At 62.8% G+C, this 21424-nt stretch carries 15 protein-coding genes and 2 pseudogenes; 8 read left to right on the top strand and 9 right to left on the bottom strand.

Going from position 1 to position 21424, the window contains the following annotated elements; genetic code table 11:
- Window positions 1-68: 68 nt before the first annotated feature.
- On the top strand, window positions 69-1484 hold the full coding sequence (locus FZ934_RS23565) for an FAD/NAD(P)-binding protein (RefSeq protein ID WP_153273265.1): 1416 nt from the start codon (window positions 69-71) through the stop codon (window positions 1482-1484).
- A gap of 69 nt (window positions 1485-1553) precedes the next feature.
- On the opposite strand, the gene FZ934_RS23560 is transcribed toward FZ934_RS23565, so the two are convergent.
- Window positions 1554-3170, bottom strand: a complete 1617-nt coding sequence (locus tag FZ934_RS23560) for an ABC transporter substrate-binding protein (protein ID WP_153273264.1) — start codon at window positions 3168-3170, stop codon at window positions 1554-1556.
- Window positions 3171-3457: 287 nt separating this feature from the next.
- Here FZ934_RS23560 and FZ934_RS23555 point away from each other — a divergent pair, with 287 nt between their 5' ends.
- Window positions 3458-4468 carry a LysR substrate-binding domain-containing protein gene (locus FZ934_RS23555; RefSeq protein WP_153273263.1) on the top strand — a complete coding sequence of 337 codons (1011 nt, stop codon included), beginning with the start codon at window positions 3458-3460 and terminating at the stop codon, window positions 4466-4468.
- A gap of 25 nt (window positions 4469-4493) precedes the next feature.
- Here the strand turns inward: FZ934_RS23555 and FZ934_RS23550 are convergent, their stop codons facing one another.
- The 6 genes and pseudogenes from FZ934_RS23550 to FZ934_RS23525 form a co-directional block, all read right to left on the bottom strand.
- On the bottom strand, window positions 4494-5342 hold the full coding sequence (locus FZ934_RS23550) for an NADPH-dependent oxidoreductase (protein WP_153273262.1): 849 nt from the start codon (window positions 5340-5342) through the stop codon (window positions 4494-4496).
- A gap of 20 nt (window positions 5343-5362) precedes the next feature.
- Window positions 5363-6688 (bottom strand): LLM class flavin-dependent oxidoreductase, encoded by a 1326-nt coding sequence (locus FZ934_RS23545; RefSeq protein ID WP_153273261.1) that lies wholly within the window; start codon window positions 6686-6688, stop codon window positions 5363-5365.
- Window positions 6685-7904, bottom strand: a pseudogene (locus FZ934_RS23540) (acyl-CoA dehydrogenase family protein). The gene FZ934_RS23545 and the pseudogene FZ934_RS23540 overlap by 4 nt, the downstream one beginning before the upstream one ends.
- Window positions 7905-7917: 13 nt before the next feature.
- Window positions 7918-8258 (bottom strand): annotated as a pseudogene (locus FZ934_RS23535) (DUF3088 domain-containing protein).
- A 10-nt stretch (window positions 8259-8268) separates the two neighbouring features.
- On the bottom strand, window positions 8269-9627 hold the full coding sequence (locus FZ934_RS23530; protein WP_153273260.1) for an LLM class flavin-dependent oxidoreductase: 1359 nt from the start codon (window positions 9625-9627) through the stop codon (window positions 8269-8271).
- An 11-nt stretch (window positions 9628-9638) separates the two neighbouring features.
- Entirely contained in the window at window positions 9639-10817 is a 1179-nt protein-coding gene (locus tag FZ934_RS23525; protein ID WP_153273259.1) for an acyl-CoA dehydrogenase family protein, read from the bottom strand.
- Between the two features lie 349 nt (window positions 10818-11166).
- On the opposite strand from FZ934_RS23525, the gene FZ934_RS23520 reads away from it, so the two are divergent.
- The 4 genes from FZ934_RS23520 to FZ934_RS23505 all read left to right on the top strand — a co-directional run bounded on the left by FZ934_RS23520 (window position 11167) and on the right by FZ934_RS23505 (window position 16519).
- Window positions 11167-12765 carry an ABC transporter substrate-binding protein gene (locus FZ934_RS23520; protein ID WP_153273258.1) on the top strand — a complete coding sequence of 533 codons (1599 nt, stop codon included), beginning with the start codon at window positions 11167-11169 and terminating at the stop codon, window positions 12763-12765.
- Window positions 12766-12783: 18 nt separating this feature from the next.
- Entirely contained in the window at window positions 12784-13869 is a 1086-nt protein-coding gene (locus tag FZ934_RS23515) for a rhodanese-like domain-containing protein (protein ID WP_153273257.1), read from the top strand.
- A 92-nt stretch (window positions 13870-13961) separates the two neighbouring features.
- On the top strand, window positions 13962-15215 hold the full coding sequence (locus FZ934_RS23510; RefSeq protein WP_153273256.1) for an acyl-CoA dehydrogenase family protein: 1254 nt from the start codon (window positions 13962-13964) through the stop codon (window positions 15213-15215).
- A complete protein-coding gene (locus tag FZ934_RS23505; RefSeq protein ID WP_153273255.1) occupies window positions 15212-16519 on the top strand; it encodes an NtaA/DmoA family FMN-dependent monooxygenase in 1308 nt (435 codons plus the stop codon). The genes FZ934_RS23510 and FZ934_RS23505 overlap by 4 nt, the downstream gene beginning before the upstream one ends.
- A 278-nt stretch (window positions 16520-16797) precedes the next feature.
- Here FZ934_RS23505 and FZ934_RS23500 read toward each other — a convergent pair whose 3' ends face one another.
- Together FZ934_RS23500 and hisD are read right to left on the bottom strand one after the other, a co-directional pair.
- Window positions 16798-17898: a branched-chain amino acid aminotransferase gene (locus FZ934_RS23500; protein WP_153273254.1), complete on the bottom strand. Its 1101-nt coding sequence runs from the start codon at window positions 17896-17898 to the stop codon at window positions 16798-16800.
- A 260-nt stretch (window positions 17899-18158) separates the two neighbouring features.
- Window positions 18159-19463, bottom strand: coding sequence for a histidinol dehydrogenase (gene hisD, locus FZ934_RS23495; protein WP_153273253.1), 1305 nt, complete (start codon window positions 19461-19463; stop codon window positions 18159-18161).
- A gap of 179 nt (window positions 19464-19642) precedes the next feature.
- On the opposite strand from hisD, the gene FZ934_RS23490 reads away from it, so the two are divergent.
- Entirely contained in the window at window positions 19643-20191 is a 549-nt protein-coding gene (locus tag FZ934_RS23490) for a cupin domain-containing protein (RefSeq protein WP_113359470.1), read from the top strand.
- Between the two features lie 118 nt (window positions 20192-20309).
- Entirely contained in the window at window positions 20310-21350 is a 1041-nt protein-coding gene (locus FZ934_RS23485) for an ABC transporter substrate-binding protein (RefSeq protein WP_153273252.1), read from the top strand.
- The last annotated feature ends 74 nt before the right edge of the window (window positions 21351-21424 follow it).

Here is a 21424-nt window from a genome sequence, read left to right as displayed (position 1 = left end):
GGCATCCGTCCGCTTTTTCAGATCACGACATATCACGCCCCGTCGACCCCGATGGGAAAGGAGGATCATTGCGTATCGATCGTATTCCGCATCACTCGGTCGCCATCGTCGGCGGTGGCTTTGCCGGCGCGGTGACGGCGCTCAAGCTGCTCGACCGAACCGAGGTGCCGCTGGCGATCACCATCATCGAGCGGCGCGAGGAGCTCGGTCGAGGCATTGCCTACAGTACGCCGGAACCGGTCCATCTCGTCAACGGACCGGCGGAGATATTCTCCCTCCATCCTGAAGACCCCGGTCATCTCCCGCGCTGGCTGGTCGAGAACGGCCCGGCACACGGCTGGACGCCGCCGACCGAGGTGGGATCAAGCAGCCCGCCTCGCTATCTCTACGGAACCTATGTTCGCGACGAACTCGCGCGTGCCGCGACCAATGCGCGGCTCGGCTCGACGTTGCGGCATATCCGGTCGTCGGCAGCTGCACTTGTCGCCGCGCCGAACAGAATCCGGATCACCACCACCGACGGTGCCGTTGTCGAGGCCGACGAGGCCATTCTGGCCCTCGGCGCCTTCCAGGCTCGGCTGTCGTCAAACGAAGCCCAGCTTGCCGGCCATCCGCGCTTCGCGGCCAATCCGTGGGACGCGCGCGCGCTTGATCGGCTGATCGACTGCAACGAGATACTGCTGATCGGTTCCAGCCTGTCGATGGTCGATGCCATCGCCAGCATGGAGGCGAGGGGCTATCGCGGGCGGTACCGCGTGGTATCGCGCCGCGGCCAGTTCGTGGAAGGACGCAGGACCGTCGAGGCGGCACGCGACTTTCTGGCGGATGGGCCATTGCCGGTGACAGCGCGCGAGCTGCTAAGCCGCGTCAAGGCGGAACGGCGGGCGATTGCGGCGGATGGCGCGGACTGGCAGGGTCTGCCATTGGCGATCCGTCCTCATATTCTCTCGATGTGGCAAGGCGCCAACGATCGCGAGCGGCTGCGGTTCACCCGGCATCTCAGGGCCTTCTGGGATGTGACCGCGCATCGCTCGGCGCCGGAGAGCCACCAGGTTGTCGAGAGCGTCATCGAGGAAGGCCGGCTGACGCATGGCCGTGCCCGTATCCTCGGATTTGCCGCCGAGGATGGCGATATCACCGCACGGCTGAAGACGGGAGCTGATATCGAGACCCTGCCATTCGACGGCGTGATCGATTGCCGTGGACATCAGCTGCATGACTGGCGCCGCATCGCGGACCCCTTCGTGAAGAGCCTGCTCGCCAGCGGCGAGGTTCGTCCTCACAGCACCGGCTACGGCATCGATGCGACGCCGGCGGGTGACCTCATCAACGAGGAAGGGGTTGTTCACCGTAACCTCAGCGCCATCGGTCATCCGCTGCGCGGCGTTGCGTGGGAATCGAGCTCGATCACCGAGCAGCGCACCCAAGCGATTGCGCTTGCCGATCGCATCCTGGCGAAATTCACGCCGATCCGCGTCGCCTGATCTTATCTCTGAATGCAGAAAGGGGCGCCGCGAGGCGCCCCTTTCCTGTGCAGGTCCGGCCGCCGCACCTCAGCCTTCGCCATCCTTGATGTAGACATCCGCGAAGTTGGACTGCACGCCTTCCGCCCCGATCGTATGGTTCTTGACCCGCTTGTTGAAAACAGTGACGTTTTCGAGCGCGATCAGGTTCACGACCGGCACGTCATCGGCAATGATCTTCTGGAAGGCGAAGAACTGCTCCTTGCGTTTCGCATCGTCGATCTCGACGGATGCGGCTTCGAGCAGCCTGTCCACCTCCGGGTTCGCATAGTGGCTGGCGTTCGAGAATGGCAGGCCGAGCTTGAAGTTCTTAGACCAGTAGATGCGCTGCACCCCGAGCGTCGGGTCGAACTGGTTGCCGAGATATTCGGCCGTCACGTCGAAGGCACGGTCCGTGTAGACCTTCTTGATGTAGGTGGAGAAGTCGTAGGAATCGATCGTGGCGTTGATGCCGATGCGCGTCAGGTTCTGCTTCAGATATTCGGCGACCCGCTTGAAGCCTTCATTGTAGGAGTTGTGGGTGAGACGCAGGTTGAAGCGCACGCCATCGGTGCCGCGTTTGTAGCCTGCTTCGTCCAGCAGTTGTTCGGCGGCCTTCAGGTCGAAGGCATAGGGCTTGATCGATGTGTCGAGATAGCGCGGCAGAAAGGTGCTGATCGGGGTCGGCGACACGTGGCCATAGCCGTACCAGACGGTATTGAGGATGACGTCGAGGTCGATCGCGTGGGCGATGGCGCGGCGAACGCTGACGTTCTTAAGATATTCACTGTCGAGGTTGAAGATCAGCTGCGTCTGGTCGCCCTTAGTCTCGTAGCCGCGTGAATCGACGGCGATATTGGGGAGCGCCTTGACGCGTTCCAGATCGCTCAACGGGATCGGATTGTCGCCGCCGATGTCGAATTCGCCGGTCTCGAAGCCAGCCGCGCGAGCCGCGCCATCAGGCACGAAGCGCACGATGACCTGGTCGAGATAGGGTTTGCCGGCGTCCCAGTAATCAGGGTTGCGCTCGAGGATGATGTGCGATCCGCGCACCCACTCCTTGAAGACGAAGGGGCCGGTGCCGATCGGTGCGCTGCCGTTCGGATTGGTCGGCACATCAGCGATCGCGACGCCGTCGTAGACGTGCTTCGGCACGATCGGGGATTCCGCCCCGTAAAGCGCACTGAGGAGATAGGGAGCCGGCTTGGAAAGCCGGATCACGGCGGTAAGCGTGTCCGGCGTTTCGACATCGGTGACATTGGCGAAGGTGCCGCGACCACGCGGGTGAACCTGCTTCAGAAGCTCGATGGAATAGGCCACGTCATCCGACGTGAAAGGCTTGCCATCATGCCACTTCACATTCGGGCGGAGCTTGAAGGTGTAGTTCAGCCCGTCGTCGCTGATCGACCATTCGGTGGCGAGCTGCGGTTTCGGCGTCAGGTCGAAATCATACGTCAGCAGGCCCTCGGTGATCTTGGGGCTGACCTTCTGGGTGCCGCCTGCCGTGTGGGCCAGTGCCAGGATCGTCGGCGGTTCGGGCTCGACGATGAAGTTCAAGGTTCCGCCCTTTGTCGGTGCCGCAGTCTCGGCAAAGGCGTTGAGCGGCAGGAGCGAAATGAGCCCCGTGGTGGCGAGAAGTTTGTTGAGTTGGCGTCTGCTGATATCCATGAATACCCCGTGAATTGCGATGGGCGCCTCTATCGAAGCGTCGTCGCCGGCATCATCGGGCAGCGTGGCGCAAAACCGGAAGAATGTTTTTCTGCCTGTCCGGGAAAGGAAATCTTCGCGTCCGTAGTCGTCGGATGCCTTTAATCTACTAAAAATATAGACAATTCTCAAAAATGAGTTTTTGCATCTCCGATCGGCGCTCGCGACGCAAGAAAATGTTCCCTCGGGGGGAACGGAAGCAAAGTCGGTTCTCGTCTTCATAGGCGGGTTTGTGGTGCAATCAATTCATGAGCACGTTCGCCGACTCCCGCAGAAAGACAATCCAGCCGACGCTTGCGCGGCTGCCGCCGCTGACATCGCTGCGGGCCTTCGTCGCGACCGCACGACATCTGAACTTCGTTCGCGCCGCCGAAGAGCTGCATGTGACCTCGGCGGCGGTCGGCCAGCAGATTCGCCTGCTGGAGGATTACCTTGGCCAGCCGCTATTCAATCGCGTGCGGGGCCAGTTGCATCTGACACCGGCCGGGCTGGCCCTGGTACCCGGATTGACCGGCGCCTTCGACGCCGTCCTCGCCGCCATGGCCCAGTTCGTCCAAAGCGACGATGAGCAGCCGATCCGCATATCCGTCGCACCGTCCTTCGCCAGCAAATGGCTGATTCCGCGGCTGGATGCGCTGCGCCGGGCGGCTCCCGGGCTGCAGGTGCTGGTCGATGCCTCGACGCAGCTGACCAACCTCGATGCCGGCGACGCCGATTGCGTGATCCGCTACGGCAGCGGGCCGTATCCGGGGCTCATCGTCGATCATCTCTTTTCCGACGCCGTGCTGCCGGTCTGCAGCCCGGAGTTCGCCGAGACGCATGGGTTGTGGGGCAAGCCGGAAGCGATTGAGGATGTGCCGCTTCTGCATGAGGAGGGGGCCGAGCGTGATCAGTCCTGCCCTGACTGGAGCGGATGGCTGCGCGCCGCCGGGCTTTCCTATCGCCCGTCGCAGGGCGGTTTCCGCCTCAACCAGTCGTCGCTCGTTCTCGATGCCGCGCTGGCGGGACAAGGGTTGGGGCTCGGGAAGATCAGACTGGCGGAAGCCGACATTCGCTCGGGACGGCTGGTCAGCCCCTTCGGCGTGCCGCAGCCTGTCAGTTCCTCTTACTTCTTCGCGACCACGGCGCACACGGCGCGGCTGATGCGCGTCGATCTGTTTCGCGAGTGGCTGCTTGCCGAGGCGCGGGCGCTGCAGACGATGGACGAGATCATCGCACGCCGCATCCGACCGGCCGCCGACATGATGGCGGCCGAATAGCTCATTCGTCGACGGCCTCGTCGCTCTATTTGAGTGGGAAGCCTAGTTTGCGCGCCGTCGCGGCCAGCACATGCCGACCCTTCAGGGCCTCTACCGTGCCGATGCGGTTGCGCACATGATCTGTCCAGTCGATCCCCGGCATTGCTTGCTCCGACTGGAAGCTTCGCAATGCCCTGTTGTAGCTGGCAAGATCTCGCCCGCGCACGTCGTCCCCATATTGCTCGCGATGCAGCACCGTCGATTGCGGCAGGCGCGGCTTCACGTCGGCGCGCTGTGCGGGATCGGGAAAGCCGACCGTCAGGCCGAAGACCGGGAAGACGCCCTCAGGCAAGCCGAGCTCGCGCGCCACGGCCTCAGGGTCGTTGCGGATCGCACCGATGTAGCAGGTTCCGAGCCCCAGCGATTCAAGGGCGACCACGGCGTTCTGCGCCGCGAGCGCTGCGTCGATCACTCCGAGCATAAAGCTTTCGACATAGTCGAGACCCTCTCCCGCCGAGCCGCCGTCAGCGGCGATCGCACGGGGCCGGGCAAGGTCGGCCAGCCAGATGAGCAGCAGAGGCGCCTGGGCGATCTGGCGCTGGTTGCCGGCAACGGCGTTCAGCCTGTTTCGACGATCGGTGTCTTCGATCGCGACGATGCTCCATGCCTGCAGGTTGGAGGAACTGGCGGCCGATTGCGCGGCGGCAACGGCGAGTTCGACCGCGGCGTGCGGAACCGGATCCGGCAGATAGCCGCGCACGCTGCGGTGAGAAAGCAGCGTATCGATGGTCTCGTTCCACTCCGTGCCGAGGTGTTGCGGCTGGCGATAGCGCTCGGCTGCCAAGGCCTCAAGCCGGTCGGTACCGGTTGCGTTCGCCGCAAGAGATGGCGTCATGGGGTGTCCTTTCCGGACCGTCATTCCGCCGCGCTGGCGTAGGGGTTGTGGGGGCGCGACAGGCCAAGGTGGTCGCGCAACGTGTGACCGGTGTATTCGCGCCGGAACAGGCCGCGCCGCCGCAGGAGGGGAACCACCTCGTCGACGAAGACCTCGAGGCCATGCGGCAGCACGTCGGGCATCAGGTTGAAGCCATCCGCCGCGCCGGCGCTGAACCAGGTCTCGATGTCGTCGGCCACGGCGGCAGGCGTCCCGACGATCGTGCGGTGGCCGGTGCCGCCGTTCAGCGCCCGGATCAGGCCGCGAACGGTCAAGCCGTGTCGCCGCGCCAGCGCGAGCGTCGCACGGAAGAATGTGTGTCCGCCGTCCGCCGGCAGCGGGATGTCGTCGGGCAGCGGTCGGTCGAGTTCGAGCCTCTTCGGATTGACCTGCAGGACGCCGGCGAGCCGGGCGAGGCTGTATTCCAGCGGGATCAGGTCCCGCAGTTCTTCCTGTCTTCGCCGGGCTTCGGCCTCGGTGCTGCCGATGATGGTGGCGAGGCCCGCGAGAACGAGAATGCCGTTTTCAGAACGCCCGTAACGGGCCGCGCGACGGCGCAAGTCCCTGGCGTAATCCAGGGATTCCTCGAAGGATTGCGAGGCGGAGAAGACGGCCTCGGCATGTTCGGCGGCGAGTTCGCGCCCGTCGTCCGATCCACCTGCCTGCACGAGGACGGGATGGCCCTGCGGCGGGCGCGGAATATTGTGCGGGCCATGCACGGAAAAGTGCTTGCCGCTGTGGGCGATCGGATGAACCCGGCCGGGATCGACGAAGCGACCCGTCGCGACGTCGCCGACAAAGGCCTCTTCCTCCCAGCTGTCCCAGAGCGCCTTGACGACGGCTGTAAACTCGCCGGCGCGCTCGTATCGGCTTGCGTGGGCAACAGGCTTTTCGAGGCCGAAGTTTCTGCTCTGCGCCAGGTCGGCGCTGGTTACGATGTTCCAGCCCGCGCGCCCGCCGCTTGCATGATCGAGTGTCGCGAAGCGCCGGGCGATATTATAGGGCTCGTTGTAGGTGGTCGAGGCAGTACCGATCAGCCCTATGCGGTCGGTGTTGGCCGCGACCAGGGCCAGGACGATGGTCGGCTCCAGCGAGGTCAGCGGCCGGAAGTCGATGCGGTCGGATATGGCGGCCTGATCGGCGAGGAAGACGGCGTCGAAGGTGCCGCGTTCGGCGATCTTCGCCACCTTGATGTAGTGGTTGATGTCGAAGGAGGCGCGAGGATCGCTGCCTTCCATCCGCCAGGCGGCGGGGGAAAAGCCGGAATGCAGGATGTTGACGTTGAGATGCAGTTGCCGCCGGCTCATTGGAAGACACCCGGCTCGGGATAATCGCCGGTCAGGAACCATGAACCGACATTGCGGGTCTTGTACTCGGCCGGATTGTGGAGCGTGTGGATGCGCACATTGCGCCAGAAGCGGTCGAAACCATAGGGCCGCACGGCCGAGCGCGCTCCCATCACCTCGAATATCTCGCTGGTGACCTCCAGCGCGACCTTGCCGGCCAGCACATTGGCGGAGGCGACCGCGATTGCCGTGGCGCCTCGTTCTTCCGCCGTAAGCGCCGGCCCCCTGGCATAGGCGTCGTCGATGGCGGTCAAGGCGCGGTCGGCGAGCGCGGTGGCCGCTTGCACCTTGGTCCAGAGTTCGCCGTATTGCCGCTTGATCCAGGGATCGTCGGCGTGGCGCTCGACGCCCGAATAGATCCAGGGGCGGGACTTCGTGACGGTGTAGTCGCGCGCGGCGATAAGGGCGCCCTGGGCGCTGCCGATGAAGACGTTGAGAAGAACGCTCTGCTGCTGCTGAGGCGCCAGCAGCGATATGGCGTCCTTCGGACGCTCCGGCAGGATTTCGGCATCCGTGATCGAGACATCCTTGTAGAAGACGCGGCCGCTGCCGGTCTGCCGCTGGCCGATCCCATCCCAATCGTCGGCAATCGTGATGCCGGACCGGCTGGCGGGGATATAGGCGAAGCTGCGGGCATTCGTCTCCTCGTCCTCCCACGCGACCATCAGATAGTCGGCGACATGCGAGCCGGAGGCGAAGGGGCGATAGCCGTTCAAAAGAACGCCGCCTTCGACCTTCCTGCCGAAGAGGCTCTTGGAGAAGCTGTTCGTGGTGTTGCCCAGAACCAGCGTCCCTCGGCAGAGCGTCGCAGGATCGCGGCCAGACGTTCGTCGTTGACGTTGGTCAGGGCATTCTGGATCGGGCTGAAGTGATAGCCGAAGAGATGGCCAAGCGAGCCGTCGACCTTGGCAAATTCGCGCACGATCCGTAGCGCCGTGGAATAGGGCTGTCCCTCGCCGCCGAACTCCTTGGGAATGAGGAGATTGACGAGACCGCTTTCCTTGAGCAGCCGCACCTGCTCGGTGGGACGCCCGCCTTGTTGATCGCGCTCGACGGCATCGGTTGCGAAGATGTCGCGAAGTTCGGCGGCCTTGGCGAGGTAGGGATCGGCTCGGTCCGGCTCGAAGAGTACGGGTGGCAGTGCGGCTGGTTCGAAGCCTGCGGGCTTTACGGTCATCGTCGTTCTTCCGTCAGTCGTGCAGTCGCGGAAAGCCGTGTCGCTCGGCAAGAAGCTCAAGGATGCGGCTGGTCTTGGAGACGAAGCGCTTGCCTTTCCAGTCCGCGGCGTCGGGCGGCGGATTGGAGGCGAGCACCAGCACCGGCAGGGACTGGTTCTCCTCGCCCACCGCCTCGATCACGCGTGCGCGCGGACGGGGAAGGGAACGCGGTGGATGTCGAGCCGGCTGGCCAGATCGGGGAAACTTGCAAGCAACCCCTCGATGGCGTTGCAATGCGGGCAGACGAAGGTCTGGCCGGGCTGTTTCGGATCCGAGAAGCCGGGGGCGATGAGAAAAAGGGTGTCGCGGCTCATGTGTTTCCCCTCACTCGGCCGCGACGGCGCCGCCACGTGCGGCGAGACTGTTTTCGGGGCGCTTGAGACCAAGGTTCTCGCGCAGCGTGGTGCCCTCGTATTCGTGGCGGAAGAGGCCGCGCCGGCGCAGTTCCGGAACCACGAGCTCGATGAAATCGGAAAGCCCGCCCGGCATGATCGGTGACATGATGTTGAAGCCGTCGGCGCCGTAGTTTTCGAAGCGCTCCTCGAGCTGATCGGCGATATCATCCGGTGTGCCGACAACCTGCCAGTGGCCGCGCGCACCGGCGATGCGCAGATAGAGCTGGCGGATCGTCAGGTTCTCGCGGCGGGCGAGATCCAGAACCAGCGCCTGTCGGCTCTTGCCGGCATTGGTCGCGGGCGGATTTTCCGGCACCGGACCATCCAGCGGGTAATCCCTGAGGTCGACGCCCGACAGCTGCGAAATCAGGTTTAGGCCGACCTCCGGCTGGATGAGCTCCTGCAGCGACTGGAACTTCTCCTCGGCTTCCGATCGCGTGCGGGCGACGACGGGGAAGATGCCGGGCAGGATTTTCAGGTCGTCATGCGAGCGGCCGTATTTGGCGAGCCGGCCCTTGACGTCGGCATAGAAGCTGGTTGCTTCCTCAAGGGTGATCTGGGCGGCGAAGATCGCTTCTGCTGTGCGGGCGGCGAGTTCTTTGCCGGGCTCGGAGGCACCCGCCTGGACGACAACCGGTCGGCCCTGCGGCGAGCGCGGAATGTTGAGCGGCCCACGCACCTTGAAGTGCCGGCCGTCGTGGTTGAGACGATGCAGCTTGGCTGGATCGAAGTAGCGGCCGCTCTCGCGGTCGCGCAAGAAGGCATCGTCCTCCCAGCTGTCCCAGAGGCCGAGCACGACATTGGCGAATTCCTCCGCCCGTTCGTAGCGGTCGGAATGAAGGATCTGCGTCTCGTGGCCGAAGTTGAAGGCGGCGTCAGGGTCGGAGGAGGTCACAAGGTTCCAGCCGGCGCGGCCGCCGCTCAGCCGGTCGAGCGAGCCGAACTGCCGGGCGAGATTGTAGGGATCGGAGTAGCTGGTGGAGGCGGTGGCGATCAGCCCGATGTTGCGGGTGACGGATGACAGCGCGGACAGCAGCGTGATCGGCTCAAACGGATAGACGCCGCTGTGGGCCTTGCGGCTTGCCGCCTCGACGTCCTTGATGCGCGCGGCAACACCGTCGGCAAAGAAGATCGTGTCGAACTTCGCCGCTTCCGCGAGCTTTGCGAGTTCCACATAGTTCTCGAACTCGGTGCCGACGGAGGCCTTTGGGTGACGCCAAGCGGCGACGTGGTGCCCGGTAAAGAGCAGAAATGCGCCGAGCTTGATCTTGTCGTTGCGTCTCGCCATTGGGATTCCTTTCAGCGATAGATGGCCGGCACGGGAAATTCGCCCGTCAGCAGCCACGTGCCGATCGTGCGTTTCTTGTACTCGGCGGGATTGTGAAGCGTGTGGGTTCTGACATTGCGCCAGAAGCGGTCGAAGCCGTTGGCATTGGTCGCCGAACGGGCGCCCATGACCTCGAAGACCTCGCTGGAAACGGCAAGCCCGACCTCGCCGGCATAGACGTTTGCGGTTGCGATATCGATCGCGGCGGCGCCACGGTCGGCGGCGGTCAGCGAAGGGCCCTCGGCATAGGCTGCATCAAGGCTGCGGGCGGCCTTGTCGGCGAGTTCCGTTGCCGCCAGGGTGCGGATATAGAGGTCACCGTATTGGCGCTTGATCCAGGGATCATCGACGTGTCGTTCAACGCCGGAATAAATCCAGGGCCGCGAACTCGTCGTCGTATAATCACGGCCCTCCTTCAAAATACCCTGTGCGCTGCCGACGAAGACATTGAGGAGGACGCTCTGCTGCAGGAGCGAGGTGAGGGAGGACCACGGCGTCAGCGGCACGTCGGGCGCGCTGATCAGCTCGTCCTCATGAATTTCAAGGTTGACGAAACGCACGGTGCCGCTTCCCGTCTGTCTCTGGCCGATGCCGTCCCAGTCGTTCTCGATGACGATACCTTCGCGGTCGGCGGGGACGGCGGCGGTCAGTCGGGCGCCATCGGCGTTCTCCCAGGAGATCTGGATGTAATCGGCCACATGCGAGCCGGAGGAGAAGGGGCGGCTGCCGTTGATGATCCAGCCCGTGGCGGTTCTTTCGCCGCTCGACGTCTTCGACAAAGCGTTGCCGGAATTGCTCCAGATCCAGTTGCCAGCGGCTGAACCAGTCAGCCACTTCTCCTTCTGCGCGGACGAGCCGCGAAACAGGATGAGGTTGAGCGGAAGGTGGTGATAGCCGAAGAGATGGGCGAGCGATCCGTCCGTCTTGGCGAATTCCCTGACGATGCGCAGGATCGTCAGCCAGGAGGCGCCCTGGCCGCCGTATTCCCTGGCGATCTGCGCTGAAGGCAGCCCGCTTTGCTTCAGGAGCCTGATCTGGTCGACAGGCCTGCCGCCCTGTTTGTCTCTCTCGACGGAATCGAGATGAAACGCCTGGCGGAGTTCGCTCGCCTTGGCCAGAAGCGTGTCGTCGGCATTTGTTTCGAACGGCATCTTGCCTCCAGGAAATGACGGTAACAGGGGCGTATGCGCCGCTATTTCCCGTCAACGGTTGGCTGGCCGGCCGTTCAAGTCCAGAAATATCTGTTTGATTTCGCGGAAAGAAATTCTTTCGCTAGGGTGCCCAGTTTCCGCGTTTCGTCGGCGTGGACTTCGGCGAAACCTCATCCTGCCGAAGCATGGAAATTGAGCAGCTTTTCCTTTTCATCGGGCTGCCTGCGAACAGCCCTTCGGGTGCAATTTTTCTTTCTCCGGCGAGAAGAAACTTTGACTTCGCCTTTTCGGACGCAGCACGGAAGCTCCCCCTCAGCGGACCAAAACCCAACCAAAGAGGAGCTCTCGCGTGTCCATCAACCGTCGCAGTTTCAACCAGCTGATGTTGCTTGCGAGCGCCAGCACCTTGCTCCCGTCGATCGCCTTCGGACAGAGTGCCGCGCCGGCAACGGGTGGCACCTTGAACTGGCTTTACCGGGTGGATCCAGGTAACGCGCTCTTCGCCATCAACACCTCGTCGGGCACCGGCCAGGCGATCGGCCCGAAAATCGTCGAGGGGCTGCTGACGTTCGATCTCGACGTCAGGCCGCAGCCGCTGCTGGCGGCGGAATGGTCTGTTTCAGACGACAATCTTCGCTACACCTTCAAGCTCCGCAAGGGCGTGAAGTGGCACGACGGCAAGGACTTCACCTCCGACGACGTCGCCTTTTCGATCTTCCGGCTGAAGGAAGCGCATCCGCGCGGCCGTATCACCTACCAGAACGTGGTGGCGGTCGAGACGCCCGATCCGCTGACCGCCGTCATCGTGCTGTCGAAACCCGCTCCCTTCCTGCTTTCGGCGCAATCGAGCTCGGAGTCACCGATTGTGCCGAAGCATATCTTCGAGAAGCTGGCGCCGGGCGACGGGCAGACGCTGCAGACAGCGATCGGCACCGGCCCCTTCAAGCTGACGGAATGGGTGGCGGGCAGCCATCTGATTTTCGAACGCAATCCCGACTATTGGGATGCCGGCAAGCCCTATCTCGACCGCATCATCCTGCGCGTCGTCACCGACCCGGCCGCCAGGTCGGCGGCGCTTGAAACGGGCGAAGCCGATATCGGCGACAATCCGGTGCCGCTTGCCGATCTCGACCGGCTGAAGCAGATCCCGAGCCTTATCGTCGACACCACCACCTATGCGTATTCCGGTCCGCAGCAGCAGCTGTTCTTCAACTACGACAATCCGCTGTTTGCCAAGCGCGAGGTGAGACTCGCCATTGCCCAGGCGATCAACCTGCAGGAGATCGTCGACGTCGCGCTCTATGGCTACGCGCAGGTGTCGCCGAGCCCCGTGAGCACGGCCTTGCCGCAGTGGTACGACAAGAGCGTCGTCGCCCATCCATATGACACGGCCGCCGCCGAGAAGCTGCTGGACGACGCGGGCTATCCGCGCAAGGCCGATGGCAAGCGCTTCGACCTGAGGCTGACCTACAATTCCTATCTGCCGCAAGGCTATGCCGATGTGCTTAAGAGCCAGCTGGAGAAGATCGGCGTCGGCATCGAGATCAAGAAATACGACCTGCCGACCTTCCTGAAGACCGTCTACACAGACCGCGCCTTCGATCTGGTGGTGGAGTCGCTCTCCAACACCTTCGATCCGTCGCTCGGTATCCAGCGCGCCTATTGGAGCAAGAACTTCAAGATCGGCCTGCCGTTCTCCAATGCCAGCCACTATTCGAACGCCAAGGCGGACGAGTTGCTCGAAGCGGCCGCGACCGAGCCGGATGAGAAGAAGCGCTGGGAGACCTGGAGCAAGTTCCAGCATCTGATCCACGACGAGGTGGCCTCCGTCGACCTCGTCGCCGCCGGCGCCCAGATTGTCGCCAACAAGCGGGTGAAGAACTACGTCACGGGATCGCAGGGGCTCAACTGGAGCTTCGGCGACCTGTGGCTCGACCCGAACGCTTGATATCGAGGAGCAGGAAACATGACTAAATATCGGATAGACAAGGCCACATTGATCGATTGGCTGGGCGATGGGCTGGAACTGGCGGTGCTTGATATCCGCTCGGCCGAGAACGTCGGCTATGCGTCGCCGCTGTTTGCGACCAACCTGCCCACGGAGCGACTGGAAGCCGAACTCGACCGCTTCGTGCCGCGTCGGGCCGTTCGCATGGTTCTGGTCGACGGCGGCGATGGCACTGCCGAAGCGGCGGTCAGCCGTTTGCGGCAAGCGGGCTGGACGGACATCCATTTCCTTGAAGGCGGCATTCCCGCCTGGGTGGACGGTGGCAAGGAGCTTCCGACATTCGATATTCCGGGCGTTCCCTTCGTCACCAAGGTGCGCGAAGAGAGGCAGACGCCGGTAATATCCGCTGCGGAACTGCAGACGCTCCGTGATCAGGGAACGGATGTCATCGTGCTGGATACGCGCACGCTTGCCGAATACGAGAAGGCGCACGTACCGGGCGCCGTCGGCGTGCCTGGCGCCGAACTCTTGCTGCGCTTCAAGGATCTCGTCCCCTCGGCCGAAACGAAAGTCGTCGTTTCCTGCGCCGGCCTGCCGCGCGCCATTCTCGGAGCGCAGACGCTGATCGATGCCGGTGTCGCCAACGCCGTCTCCTATCTCGACGACGGGACGCGCGGCTGGACGGATGCGGGTTTCGAACTCGAGACCGGGCGCACGGCATCTTACGGCGACCCAAGCGAAGAGGCCCGCCAATTCGCAAGCGAGCGCGGCGATAGCCTTTCTGCAAGCGATGGACTGACGTTCATCGATCGGCAGACCGCCGAGCGATGGAACGCCGATCCGTCACGCACGACCTACCTGCTCGATGTTCGTACCCCGGAGGAGTTTGCGCGCGCGAACCTTGCCGGATCGATCTCGTCGGAGGGCGGGCAGCTTCTCGGCGTGGCCTACCGGACGATCGCCGTGCGTGGCGCCCGCGTCGTCTTGGTCGATGATCTGCTGGGTTCACGCGCCCGCATCGTCGCCCATTGGCTCGCCCGCCGTGGGTACGAAATCACGATCCTGCTTCACGATTTCGACGCGGAAGAGCGGGCGGCCGCCTGAGGCGACGCTCGCCTTGGCCGGAACGGGAACCGAGCTTCGGATACCGCCGTCGTCAGCCGGCGGTATTGCGGTTGTAAACAGGAAACAACGTCATGACTGATATCAATGGGGCCTGGGGCGCACCGCCGAGCGAGCGCTTCGAGCGTCTCGCGCAGACCTTCAGGCCAATATTCGCCCGTATCGCCGAGCGGGCTGTCGACCGCGACCTCGCACATGAATTGCCCTTTGATGCCTACGAGTGGCTGAAGACATCGGGCTTTTCGCGGCTGCGGTTGCCTGTCGCGACTGGTGGCCTGGGCGCGACTTTGCCGGAGCTTTTCGGCCTGATCATCGAGCTTGCCGCGGCCGATCCGAACCTCACCAACGCCTATCGCAGCCACTTCGGCTTCACCGAGGATCTGCTGAACGCGCCCGACAGCGCCTGGCGCGATGCCTGGCTGAAGAGGCTCGGGCAGGGCGAGACGGTCGGAAGCGGGTTCTCCGAACTCGGCGACACGCCGCTTGGCAGCTACTCGACGCGACTGGTCCGCGATGGCGCCAACTGGCGTCTCGACGGCGAGAAATTCTACACCACCGGCTCGCTCTACGCGGACTGGATCACGCTGGGGGCGATGGATGGGGACGGGCAACCGATCGGCGCGCTGGTGCCGACGTCGGCGCCGGGTGTCGAAATCATCGACGACTGGGATGGCTTCGGCCAATCGCTGACGGCGAGCGGCACTGCCCGCTTCCGCGATGTCGAGATCGCCGACGAACTGATCAAGCCGAGCGCGGTGCGCTTCAGCTATTCCGGCGGCTTCTTCCAACTGGTCCATCTCGCCTCGCTCGCCGGTATCGGGCGTGCGGCGGCAAACGACTTGGCGCGACATGTAGCGGCGAGAAAAAGGGTCTATAGCCGCGGCAATGCGTCCCGATCGGCCCAGGACGCGCAGGTCCAGCAGGTGGTCGGGAAGGTGAGAGGCGCGGCTTACAGCGCCGGCTCGATCGTGCTCCAGGCGGCAAAGGCGCTTCAGCGCGCTTACGATGCCAACCAGGGTGGGGATCAGGAGCAAATCAAACTGGCCGACCGCAATGCTGAACTCGAGGTCAGCCAGTCTGTCACCGTTGTCACCTCGTTGATCCTTGATGCGAGCACGGTGCTGTTCGATGCGCTCGGAGCATCCGCTGCCAAGCGCGGCCACGGTCTCGACCGCCACTGGCGCAACGCCCGCACCATCGCATCCCACAATCCGCGCATCTACCACGATCGCATCGTCGGCGATTTCGCCGTCAACGGCACGACCCCGGGCCCGCAGGCGGGCGTGGGCGTAGCAAGAGAAGAGCAGGCGGAACGGACTGACGCATGAGCATCCAAAAACGTCGCATGAACCTCAATGTGGGGCTGAATTCCACCGGCTATCTCGCCAATGCATGGAAATATCGCAGCGGTAATCGGCACGATATCAACGATCCCGCCTATTACCGGCGCCTGGCGGAAATCGCCCACAAGGGGCTGTTCGACGCCGTATTCTTTTCAGACCATCCGGCACTGATGACGGAACCGCTCGGCCGCCCCTTCCACACAATAGATCCGCTGATCCTGTGCACGGCGCTGGCCGCGCAGGTGCCCGATATCGGCTTCGTCGTTACGGTATCCTCCACCTACAATTCGCCCTATAACTTTGCGCGGCGCACCCAGTCGCTCGATATCGTTTCGGGCGGGCGTCTGATCGTCAATATCGTCTCGTCGTTCAATCCCAACGTCGCCGCCAATTTTGGCAGTGCGGCACTTCCCCCGCGCAACGAGCGTTATGCCCGCGCGACCGAATTTCTCGACGTGGCGAAGAAGCTGTGGTCAAGCTGGGATCCGCGCCGCGAGGGCGAAGTTCCGCCCGACCGCTTCTGGGACAGCACGAGTGCCGTTGCTATCGATCATGACGACGCCATCTTCCAGGTGCGAGGCCCCCTCAATGTCCCGCGCGGCCCGCAGGGCCATCCGGTGATTGCCCAAGCCGGAGCGTCGGACGGCGGCATCGAGCTTGCGGCGCGGCACGGCGAAATCATCTACTGCAACATCCTTTCCAAACCGGCAGGGAAAGCCTTCGGCAACAAGGTTCGCGAGAGGGCCGTTTCGCTCGGTAGGGATCCATCCGGCATTCGCATCGTCCCCGGCCTCGTCGTCATCCTGGGTGAGGACCGCAAGGAGGCGTTGCGCAAGCACGAGCTTTACAGTGGGACGGGATCGGAAGATGGCCTGCTGGATCGTTTCGTGCGCGAGCATGGATTGGACCGTGACCGTTTCGATCCTGATGCCGTTCTGGACTACGAACGTTTCGTACCCGACCCGAACAGGCAGCAGGCCGTGGGTATGGGGCTCGGGCTTTCCGACCTGCTGCAGCATGAGAAGCTGACGGCTCGCCAGGCGGTCCGCCGCTCCGAAGGGCACCACCGGCTTCTGCTCGGCTCAGCGGAAGAGGTGGCCAAAGAGATGATCGACCTGTGGGAAGACGGCACGGTGGACGGCTACACGCTGCAGCCGCCTCGGGCGCCCGACGATATCGAGGAGTTTGTCGACAGGGTCATCCCGGTCCTTCAGGATAGAGGCGTATATCCCCGCCAATACGAGGGGCGCACGATACGCGACAGATACGGGCTGCCCTATCCCGCATAAAGTAGCGTGGCATGGTCTGCCGCATCAAGTTGTCGCCGATCGCGTCACTGCCATAGTAAGCGAGTGTTGCGGATCAGCTTCCGGCCTATCAGCGCATCGCTTCGGGATTATAGGTAACAACGACATCAGCACCTCTGGTGGCACTGCCTGCTGGCTGGATGTTCCGCCCGCCGTGATTTCCTAAGTGTAGCCGATCTCGACAACACTGCTGTGTCGTCGAGATCTTTCACAAGGAGGGTCGAGCCTCAAGCAGACCGCGGACGGTCACTATCCAGGGCTCAAGCCAGGATGCGCCGCGTCCAGCCACGTTCGTCGTTCGTGACGCCCTTTTGCAGGCTGACGAGTTCTTCGCGGAGTTCGGTGGTCAGCTTGCCGGTCTGTCCGTCTCCGACAAGGAATTCGCCGCCGGCATGCCGAACCAGACCGATGCCCGCCAAGACTGCGGCGGTGCCGCAGGCGAAAGCTTCGGAGAGCTTGCCGCTGGCAGCGTCGGCTTGCCATTCCGCGAACGAGTAAGGGCGCTGTTCGATGCGCAGGCCCTTCTCCTCGGCGAGCGTGATGACAGAGGCACGCGTGATGCCGGGCAGGATCGTGCCGCCGAGCGGCGGGGTCACGACGGAACCGTCGTTCATGACAAAGAACACGTTCATGCCGCCAAGTTCCTCGACCCAACGATGTTCAGCCGCATCGAGAAAGACGACCTGATCGCAGTTCTTCTTCGCCGCCTCTGCCTGCGCGATGAGGCTTGCAGCGTAGTTTCCGCCGCATTTCGCAGCACCCGTGCCGCCATTGGCCGCCCGCGTATATTCGGTCTCGACCCACAGGGAGACGGCCTTCGCTCCGCCTTTGAAATAAGCACCGACAGGAGAAGCGATGATGCAGAAGATGTACTCCTGGGCCGGACGAACGCCCAGGAATGCCTCGTTGGCGAACATGAAGGGGCGAAGATAAAGGCTGGCGTCGCCGGAAGGCACCCAAGCCTTGTCAACGCGAACGAGTTCTTCCACCGCGTTCAGGAAAAGCTCCTCCGGCACGGGAGGCATCGCCATGCGGGTGGCAGATTGCGCGAAGCGGCGGGCGTTCTCTTCCGGCCGGAACAGCAGAATTCTGCCGTCGTCGGCGCGGTAAGCCTTCATGCCCTCGAAGATTTCCTGAGCATAGTGCAGAACCGCGCTCGCGGGGTCGAGCTCGAGAGGGCGTCTCGGCGTAACCTTGGCGTCATGCCAACCCTTGTCGGCGGTCCAGCGCGCCAGCACCATATGATCCGTGAAAACCTTTCCGAATCCCGGTGTCTCCAACAGCCGAATACGATCGGCCTCGGAAACGGGGGACTTGTGGAATTCGATTTGGATTTCGGTGGAAGTCGACGTCGCGGTCATTGGTGGCACCTTAATAGCCCATTGGATGAATGGCGGCGACACTACTTCCGACGAGCCAGTCTTGGAAAGTCTGAAAACAACCGAACGGTCATTTTACCGAGGACGGGCGCCGCGTCGGGTCACATGCGACTCGTGAAGGTTGCTTGATGCGAGCTTAGGACAGGCCAGGTAAGTGACGTGAATACGCCAACATGCAAAGGCCATCCCCGAGAGGGATGGCCTGGCTTGCGAAGCGATGGGTATTCGACCCGACGAGAAGCTTATTTCGAGACAGCAGCAAGTTGCTGCGGGCTGAGGCGCAGGGCCGCCGCGCGGCGATGGCCCTCGAGCTGTTCGGTCGCGCTCTGACGAACGGCGGCCGGGGCGACGGCTGCGACGCCGCGCTCGTCGAGCCACTGGTGCGTGGCGATCTTGACGTAGGAACCGACCCAGAGCCCGCCAGTGTAACGGCCGGCTGCCATCGTTGGCAGGGTGTGGTTCGTGCCGCTGCACTTGTCCGAATAGACGACGCTCGCCAGTTCACCGATGAAGATTGAGCCATAGTTGCGCAGCTTCTTGGCTGTTGCCTGAGGATCGCGCGTGTGGACCTGGAGATGCTCGGTGGCGATGTAGTCCGAATAGGCGATCATCGAAGCTTCATCTTCGACGACGGTGATTTCGCCATAGTCCTTCCAGGCGACGCCCGCGACGTTGGCCGTCGGCAGATCCAGCAGCTGCTTTTCGACCGCGGCCAGAACCGCATCCGCAAGCTTGCGGTCCGTGGTTACGAGACCGACGCGGGTGCGAACGTCGTGCTCGGCTTGTGCCAGCAGGTCGGTCGCGATCATCTCGGCATTGCCGGTTTCGTCCGCAACGATGAAGATTTCGCTCGGACCTGCGAGCTGATCGATGCCGACCTGGCCGAACACCTGGCGCTTCGCTTCGTTGACGAAGGCATTGCCCGGACCAACGATCTTGTCCACAGCCGGAATTGTCTCGGTGCCGTAGGCCATGGCAGCGATAGCCTGTGCGCCGCCGACACGGAAGATGCGGTCAGCACCGGCGAGGTGGCAACCAGCGATCATAGCCGGATGGGCATTCGGCGGCAGGCAGGCGATGACCAGGTCGCAGCCGGCGACCTTCGCCGGTACGATCGTCATGACGGGAGCTGAAAGCAGCGGATAGCGACCGCCGGGAACGTAGCAGCCGACAACTTCGATCGGAATGACGCGATGGCCGAGGTGAACGCCGGGCAAGGTCTCAACCTCGAGCGGCAGGATCGTCTTCAGCTGGGCTTCGGCAAACTTGCGGACATTGGCGATTGCAAATTCAGTGTCTTCGCGAGTCTGCGGGTCGAGATCTGCGACGGCCTTCAGCTTCTCTTCTTCGGTGACCTCGAACTTATCGAGCTCGGCCTTGTCAAATTGAAGGGAGTACTCGCGGACAGCCGCGTCGCCGCGCTCGCGGACCTGGGCAATGATGTCCTTGACCGTCTTTTCCACTGGCGCCGTGTCGGAGACTGCGTCCCGCGTCGGTTCCTTGATCTGAATGAATTTGCCGTTGAGAGCATCGAGCCGCGATGTCATGAAAGTCTCCTGTGTGCGTGCTGGATAAAGCATCACGCACTCCAGACAGTCCGACAATTACCCACTGGACAGCTGTTCAGTATTTTCACCAGTCCCTGAGGCGGCTACTAACTGCCGGTAGGCGATCGCATCGGACGATGCGATGTTGCGCGAGTGTTTGACTTTGAACAGGGGCCTTCATGCCGAAGATTGGAAGTAAGCTCAGGGAACTCAGGCGTCGCCGTGACCTTGGCGTTCGTGAGCTGGCCGCGCGGTCGGGAATATCTCATTCGACGATCTCGCTGATCGAGCGCGACCGGATGAGCCCATCCATCGACACGCTGGGCGCTGTCCTCGATGCATTGGGGACGACGCTGCCGGGCTTCTTTTCTGATCTGCAGTCGAGTCTGCCCTATACGCCTTTCTATACCGCGCAGGATCTGGTGGAGATCGGAAAGGTCGACACCATCTCGTACCGCGTCATTGGCCTCGATCATCCAAATCGCCAACTCCTGATGCTGCACGAACGATATGCCGTCGGCGCGGACTCGGGCGAAGCTTTCACCCATGCTGCGCAGGAGGCTGGAATGGTCTTGTCGGGGGCGGTGGAGATCACTGTCGGCGGACAGCAGAAAGTTCTCGGGCCAGGTGACGGCTACTATTTCGACAGCCGCCTGCCGCACCGATTTCGAAATGTCCACGACGGCGAGAGTGAAATCCTGAGTGCGATTACACCACCCACCTATTGAGCACATCTACGCCCCTAACCGGCGGTGAGAATAGTCACCACACCGCTCTGGCCGCCTTCCAAAACGATTAAAACGTGGTTTCCTAATCCATGTTCAATTCCAAAAAGGGGAACGTTCGATGAAACTCCTTCGAGTATCACTTATTGCGACTACGGTATTGGCATGCGGCGTTCTCGCTGCACAGGCTCGCGACCTGACAGTTGTGTCCTGGGGCGGCAACTTCCAAGATGCGCAGCGCAAGATTTTCTTTGAGACCTACGCGAAAGAATCCAGCAAGCCTGTCCTCGATGAGAGCTGGGAAGGTGGCTACGGCGTTCTTCAGGCCAAGGTCAAGGCGGGCACGCCCACCTGGGATGTCGTCGAGGTCGAATCCGAGGAACTGGCTCTTGGATGCGCCGATGGCATCTACGAAAAGATCGACTGGCAGAAGATGGGCGGCAAGGAAGCCTTCCTTCCGGCCGCCGTCAGCGATTGCGGCGTCGGCAACATCGTCTGGTCCACGGGTCTTTCCTATGACGCCGAGAAGCTGAAAGAAGCGCCGCAGAGCTGGGCCGACTTCTGGGATACCAAGAAGTTTCCGGGCAAGCGTGGTCTTCGCAAGGGTCCGAAGTATGCGCTCGAATTCGCCCTGATGGCCGACGGCGTTCCGGCCGATCAGGTCTACAAGGTCCTCAGTGCCGAAGGCGGCGTCGACCGCGCCTTCAAGAAGCTCGATGAACTGAAGAGCGACATCGTCTGGTGGGATGCCGGCGCGCAGCCGCTGCAGCTTCTGTCTTCCGGTCAGGTCGTCATGACGGCTGCCTATAACGGTCGCATCACCGGCATCAACCGTTCTGAAGGCAAGCATTTCGGCTTCGTGTTCCCGGGAAGCGTCTATGCTATCGACAGCTGGGTCATCCTGAAGGACGCCCCGAACAAGGATGCGGGCATGGACTTCATCGCCTATGCCAGCAAGGCAGAAAACCAGGCTAAGCTTCCTGAATACATTGCCTACGGCCTGCCAAATCTTGGCGCGGCCAAGCTGGTGCCTGAGAAGTACCAGAAGGAATCTCCGACCTCGGAGGAGAACCTGAAGGGCGCAATCCCTCTGGATGTTGACTTCTGGACGGATAATTCTGAAGAGCTGACCCAGCGTTTCAACGCTTGGCTTGGTCAATAATCTTGTGGTTCGGGGCCTCGAAAGAGGCCCCTTCTCGGGCTGCTCTGACCGGGCGGCGCGAATGGGAGAGAGTG

Origin of the sequence: Rhizobium grahamii, assembly GCF_009498215.1 — a bacterium.
Classification (GTDB): domain Bacteria; phylum Pseudomonadota; class Alphaproteobacteria; order Rhizobiales; family Rhizobiaceae; genus Rhizobium; species Rhizobium grahamii_A.
Note: the sequence above shows the minus strand (reverse complement) of the source record. Positions and strands in the feature narration are given on the sequence as shown.